The sequence below is a fragment of the Streptomyces sp. CBMA123 genome (assembly GCF_014596465.1).
Taxonomy (GTDB): domain Bacteria; phylum Actinomycetota; class Actinomycetes; order Streptomycetales; family Streptomycetaceae; genus Kitasatospora.
Window position 1 is genome coordinate 1 of the sequence record NZ_MECK01000366.1, and the last position, 4,059, is coordinate 4,059.

Below are 4,059 nucleotides of genomic sequence, written 5' to 3' on the forward strand. Positions count from 1 at the left end.
GTGCAGGCCGGCCGCGGTGCGCAGGGTGGTGGCGACCGGGGCCGCGTGGGCGTCCTGGTGGACGTACGGGCTGAGCGTGCCGAGCGCCCGGGCGCCGGCCCGGGTGGCGGCGGAGGCGGCGCGGTGGCGGGCGATCACGGTGGGCAGGCCGTCGGCGGCGATCCGGTCCAGGCAGGCGCCGAGCGCGAGCATCTCCAACTGGGCCGGGGCGTGCGGGAGTACGGTGCGACCGGCGTCCGTCCAGCGCTCCTTCCAGTCCAGCAGGGAGAGGTAGGAGCGGCGCGGGGCGGCCGGGTTGGCGGCGATCCGCTCCCAGGCGCGCTCCGAGACGGAGACGGCGGAGACCCCGGCCGGACCGCCCATCGCCTTCTGGCCGCCGATCACGCACAGGTCGATGCCCCATTCGTCGGTGAGCAGCGGCTCGGCGGCGACCGAGGCGACCGCGTCGAGCATCAGCAGGGCGCCGTGCTCGCGCACCACGGCGGCGATCTCGGCGACCGGGTTGGTGTTGCCGGTGGCGGCCTCGGCGTGCACCAGGGAGACGAAGTCGATCTCCGGGTGGCGGTCGAGGGCCTCGGCGACCTGCTCGGCGCCGACCGCGCTGTCGAAGGGCGCCGCGAGGTCGACGACCGTCGCCCCGCAGGAGCGCAGCCAGTTGCCGAAGGTCTGCCCGTACGGGCCGGTGACGATGTTGAGGGCGGTGGAGCCGGGGTGCGCGGCGCCGCGGATCGCGGCCTCCAGCGGGAGCAGGGCCTCACCCTGGGTGACGATGACGTCGGCGCCGGTGTGCAGCAGCGCGGCCACCTGGTCCTCGATCGCCGCGAACCCGGCGGCGCTCAGCGGGGGGAGGTCGAGGAAGGGGCTCATGCGCCCGCCTCGCCGCGCTCGGCGGGGGCGTGCGCGCGTGCGCACCTTCTGATGGTTCGCTCGCTTCGCTCGCTCACAGCGGCACTGCCTTTCGCGGGGCGGGTGGTGGGTGCGGCAACGAGTCTGCCGCATTCTCGCCGCTTACACGGAACCCGCCCGTCGGTAGAGTGCGGCCATGAGTGATGGCGCGGTGCTGCACGTCCGGGGTCGGGTGCTGGTCGGTCCGGAGGAGGTCCGGGACGAACTCTGGGTGGTGGACGGCCGGGTGAGCTTCACCCGCCCGCCGACGGCCGGGGACGTCCGGACGGTCACCGGCTGGGTGCTGCCCGGCCTGGTGGACGCGCACTGCCACGTCGGCCTGGACGCCCACGGCGCCGTGGACGCCGCGACCAGCGAGAAGCAGGCGATCACCGACCGTGACGCCGGCACCCTGCTGATCCGCGACGCCGGCTCGGCCGCCGACACCCGCTGGATCGACGAGCGCGAGGACCTGCCCCGGATCATCCGGGCCGGCCGGCACATCGCCCGGACCCGCCGCTACATCCGCAACTACGCCCACGAGATCGAGCCCGGCGACCTCGCCGCGTACGTCCGGGCCGAGGCCCGGCGCGGCGACGGCTGGGTGAAGCTGGTCGGCGACTGGATCGACCGCGAGCGCGGCGACCTCACCGCCTGCTGGCCCGGCGACGCGCTGGCCGAGGCGATCGCGGCGGCGCACGAGGAGGGCGCGCGGGTCACCGCGCACTGCTTCGCGGCCGAGTCGCTGCCGGACCTGCTGGCCGCCGGGATCGACTGCGTCGAGCACGCCACCGGACTGACCGAGGAGCTGATCCCGGCCTTCGCCGAGCGCGGGGTGGCCATCGTCCCGACACTGGTCAACATCGCCACCTTCCCGGAGCTGGCGTCCGGCGGGGAGGCCAAGTTCCCGGCCTGGGCGGCGCACATGCGACGGCTGCACGAGCGCCGCTACGACACCGTCGGCGCCGCGCACGATGCGGGCATCCCGGTGTTCGTCGGCACGGACGCGGGCGGCTCGCTCGCGCACGGGCTGGTCGCGGACGAGGTGGCGGAGCTGGTGAAGGCGGGGCTGAGCCCGGCCGAGGCGCTGTCGGCGGCGAGTTGGGGCGCCCGCGAGTGGCTCGGGCGGCCGGGGCTGGCGGAGGGCGCGCCGGCCGACTTCGTGGTGTACCGGGAGGACCCTCGGGCGGACGTCCGGGTGCTCGCGGACCCGCTGCTGGTGGTGCTCCGGGGGCGGCCGGTGGGGTGAGCGGGGGCCGCTGCGGCGGCGGTCGGCGGGTGGGCGTTCGCGGTGCTCATCGACGGTGACGCTCTGTCGGCATGGGCCGATAGGGTGACGCCCATGGCACCGCGTCCACTGAACGAGATCGTCGAGCCCGGCTGGGCCACCGCCCTGGAACCCGTCGCCGGGCAGGTCGCCGCCATGGGCGACTTCCTGCGCGCCGAACTGGCCGCCGGCCGCACCTACCTGCCCTCCGGCCCGAACGTGCTGCGGGCCTTCCAACAGCCCCTCGCCGACGTGCGGGTGCTGATCGTCGGGCAGGACCCGTACCCCACCCCCGGCCACGCCGTCGGGCTGAGCTTCTCGGTCGGGCCCGAGGTGCGGCCGATCCCGGCGAGCCTGATCAACATCTTCCAGGAGTACGGCACCGACCTCGGTCTGCCGCAGCCCTCCAACGGGGACCTCACGCCGTGGACCGAGCAGGGCGTGCTGCTGCTCAACCGGGCCCTGACCACCGCGCCGCGCAAGCCCGCCGCGCACCGGGGCAAGGGCTGGGAGGAGGTCACCGAGCAGGCGATCCGGGCGCTGGTGGCGCGTGGTGGTCCGCTGGTGGCGATCCTGTGGGGGCGTGACGCCCGCAACCTGCGGCCGCTGCTGGGGGACGTTCCGGCGATCGAGTCGGCGCACCCGAGTCCGTACTCGGCGAGCAGCGGGTTCTTCGGGTCGCGGCCGTTCAGCCGGGCGAACGAGCTGCTGGTGCGGCAGGGGGCGCAGCCGGTGGACTGGCGGCTGCCGTAACGGACTTGTCCCCGTAGCAGATCGAGGTCAGCGCGGAACGTCAATCTCACTCCTACGGGTGAAATGACGTTCCGTGTTGCTCTTGTGACGGATCGTTCGAGAAGACTGGCGGCTCATCGTTTCATCTGCGTGGGGGTACCGCCTTGTCTTCTCGCCTGTCCCGTCCGTCCTGTTCGTCCCGGCTGACCGGCCCGTCCGGCTCGTCCGGCCTGTCCCGCCCGTCCCGCCTGTCCGGCCTGTCCGGCCCGTCTCGCCGAATCGTTTCCGCTGTCGCCGTCGTGGTGGCGAGCGCCGCGCTCACCGCCGGGCCCGTCCAGGCCGCCCCCTCTCCAGCCCCCTCGGCAGCCCCGTCTCCGGGCAAGGCGCGCGCCGTCACCGCCGAACTCGCCCTGGATGTCAGCCTGTTGAACAAGGCGGTGGACGTCCCGGTGGACATCGCGCTCAACAAGGCGGAGTCGTCGGCGCAGCGCTTGGGGTCCCCCCAGCCGGAGGCCGGGGGAGGTTCCGTGCTCACCGCCAAGGTGGCGGGCGTCGACCAGGCCGGACCGGTCGAGCTGGTCAAGGCCGACATCGGCAAGTCCGTCACCCGGGTCGACGCCAAGGGCGCCGCAGCCTCCGTCAAGCTGGTCAACGCCGATGTGCACGCCCCCGGGCTGCCCGCCACCGCGCTGCTCGGGCTGGAGGCGATGAGCGCCGAGGCCACCTGCCCGGTCGACGGGCAGCCGACCGCGGACGTGGTCGCGCCCGCCAAGCTGACCGTGCTGGGCAAGCCCGTCACCGTCGGGCTGTACGGCCCGACCAAGGTGGACGTGCCGCTGGTCGGCAGCGTGTCGGTGGAGTTCTCGAAGAAGGCCACCACCACGACCACCGCCGCCGCCTCGGCCCTGGAGGTGCAGGTGGAGGTGAACCCGCTGAACCTGAACGTCGCCAAGGTCACCGGAAAGATCACCGTCGCCTCGGTGAGCTGCGAGAAGCCCACCGGCCCCGCCGCCACCGACACCCCGACCTCCGCGCCCACCAGTGCCCCCGCCGCCCAGCCGGTCGCCGACACCAGCACCTCGCGCGCCGCGGTGCCGCAGGCCGCGGTGGAGAAGCCGGAGCGGCTCGCCAGCACCGGCGGCAGCAGCGCCACCGGCCCGCTGGCCGCCGGCGCG

General features: G+C 74.6%; 4 protein-coding genes. 3 read left to right on the forward strand and 1 reads right to left on the reverse strand.

What is annotated here, in order from left to right; all coding sequences use genetic code 11:
• The coding region (locus tag BG452_RS30690) for a pyridoxal-phosphate-dependent aminotransferase family protein (RefSeq protein ID WP_188307618.1) at nt 1-867 on the reverse strand (867 nt) is incomplete at its 3' end.
• Between the two features lie 175 nt (nt 868-1,042).
• Between BG452_RS30690 and BG452_RS30695 the strand changes: the two genes are divergently transcribed.
• The 3 genes from BG452_RS30695 to BG452_RS30705 all read left to right on the forward strand — a co-directional run.
• Nucleotides 1,043-2,134, forward strand: coding sequence for an amidohydrolase family protein (locus BG452_RS30695; RefSeq protein WP_188307619.1), 1,092 nt, complete (start codon nt 1,043-1,045; stop codon nt 2,132-2,134).
• Nucleotides 2,135-2,227: 93 nt separating this feature from the next.
• Nucleotides 2,228-2,905 (forward strand): uracil-DNA glycosylase, encoded by a 678-nt coding sequence (locus BG452_RS30700; RefSeq protein WP_188307620.1) that lies wholly within the window; start codon nt 2,228-2,230, stop codon nt 2,903-2,905.
• A gap of 143 nt (nt 2,906-3,048) precedes the next feature.
• A partial coding sequence (locus tag BG452_RS30705; RefSeq protein ID WP_188307621.1) for an SCO1860 family LAETG-anchored protein occupies nt 3,049-4,059 on the forward strand: 1,011 nt, incomplete at its 3' end.

Coding starts and splice junctions, on each gene's coding strand:
- BG452_RS30695 (WP_188307619.1), top strand. CDS start 1,043: ATGAGTGATGGCGCGGTGCTGCACGTCCGGGGTCGGGTGCTGGTCGGT.
- BG452_RS30700 (WP_188307620.1), top strand. CDS start 2,228: ATGGCACCGCGTCCACTGAACGAGATCGTCGAGCCCGGCTGGGCCACC.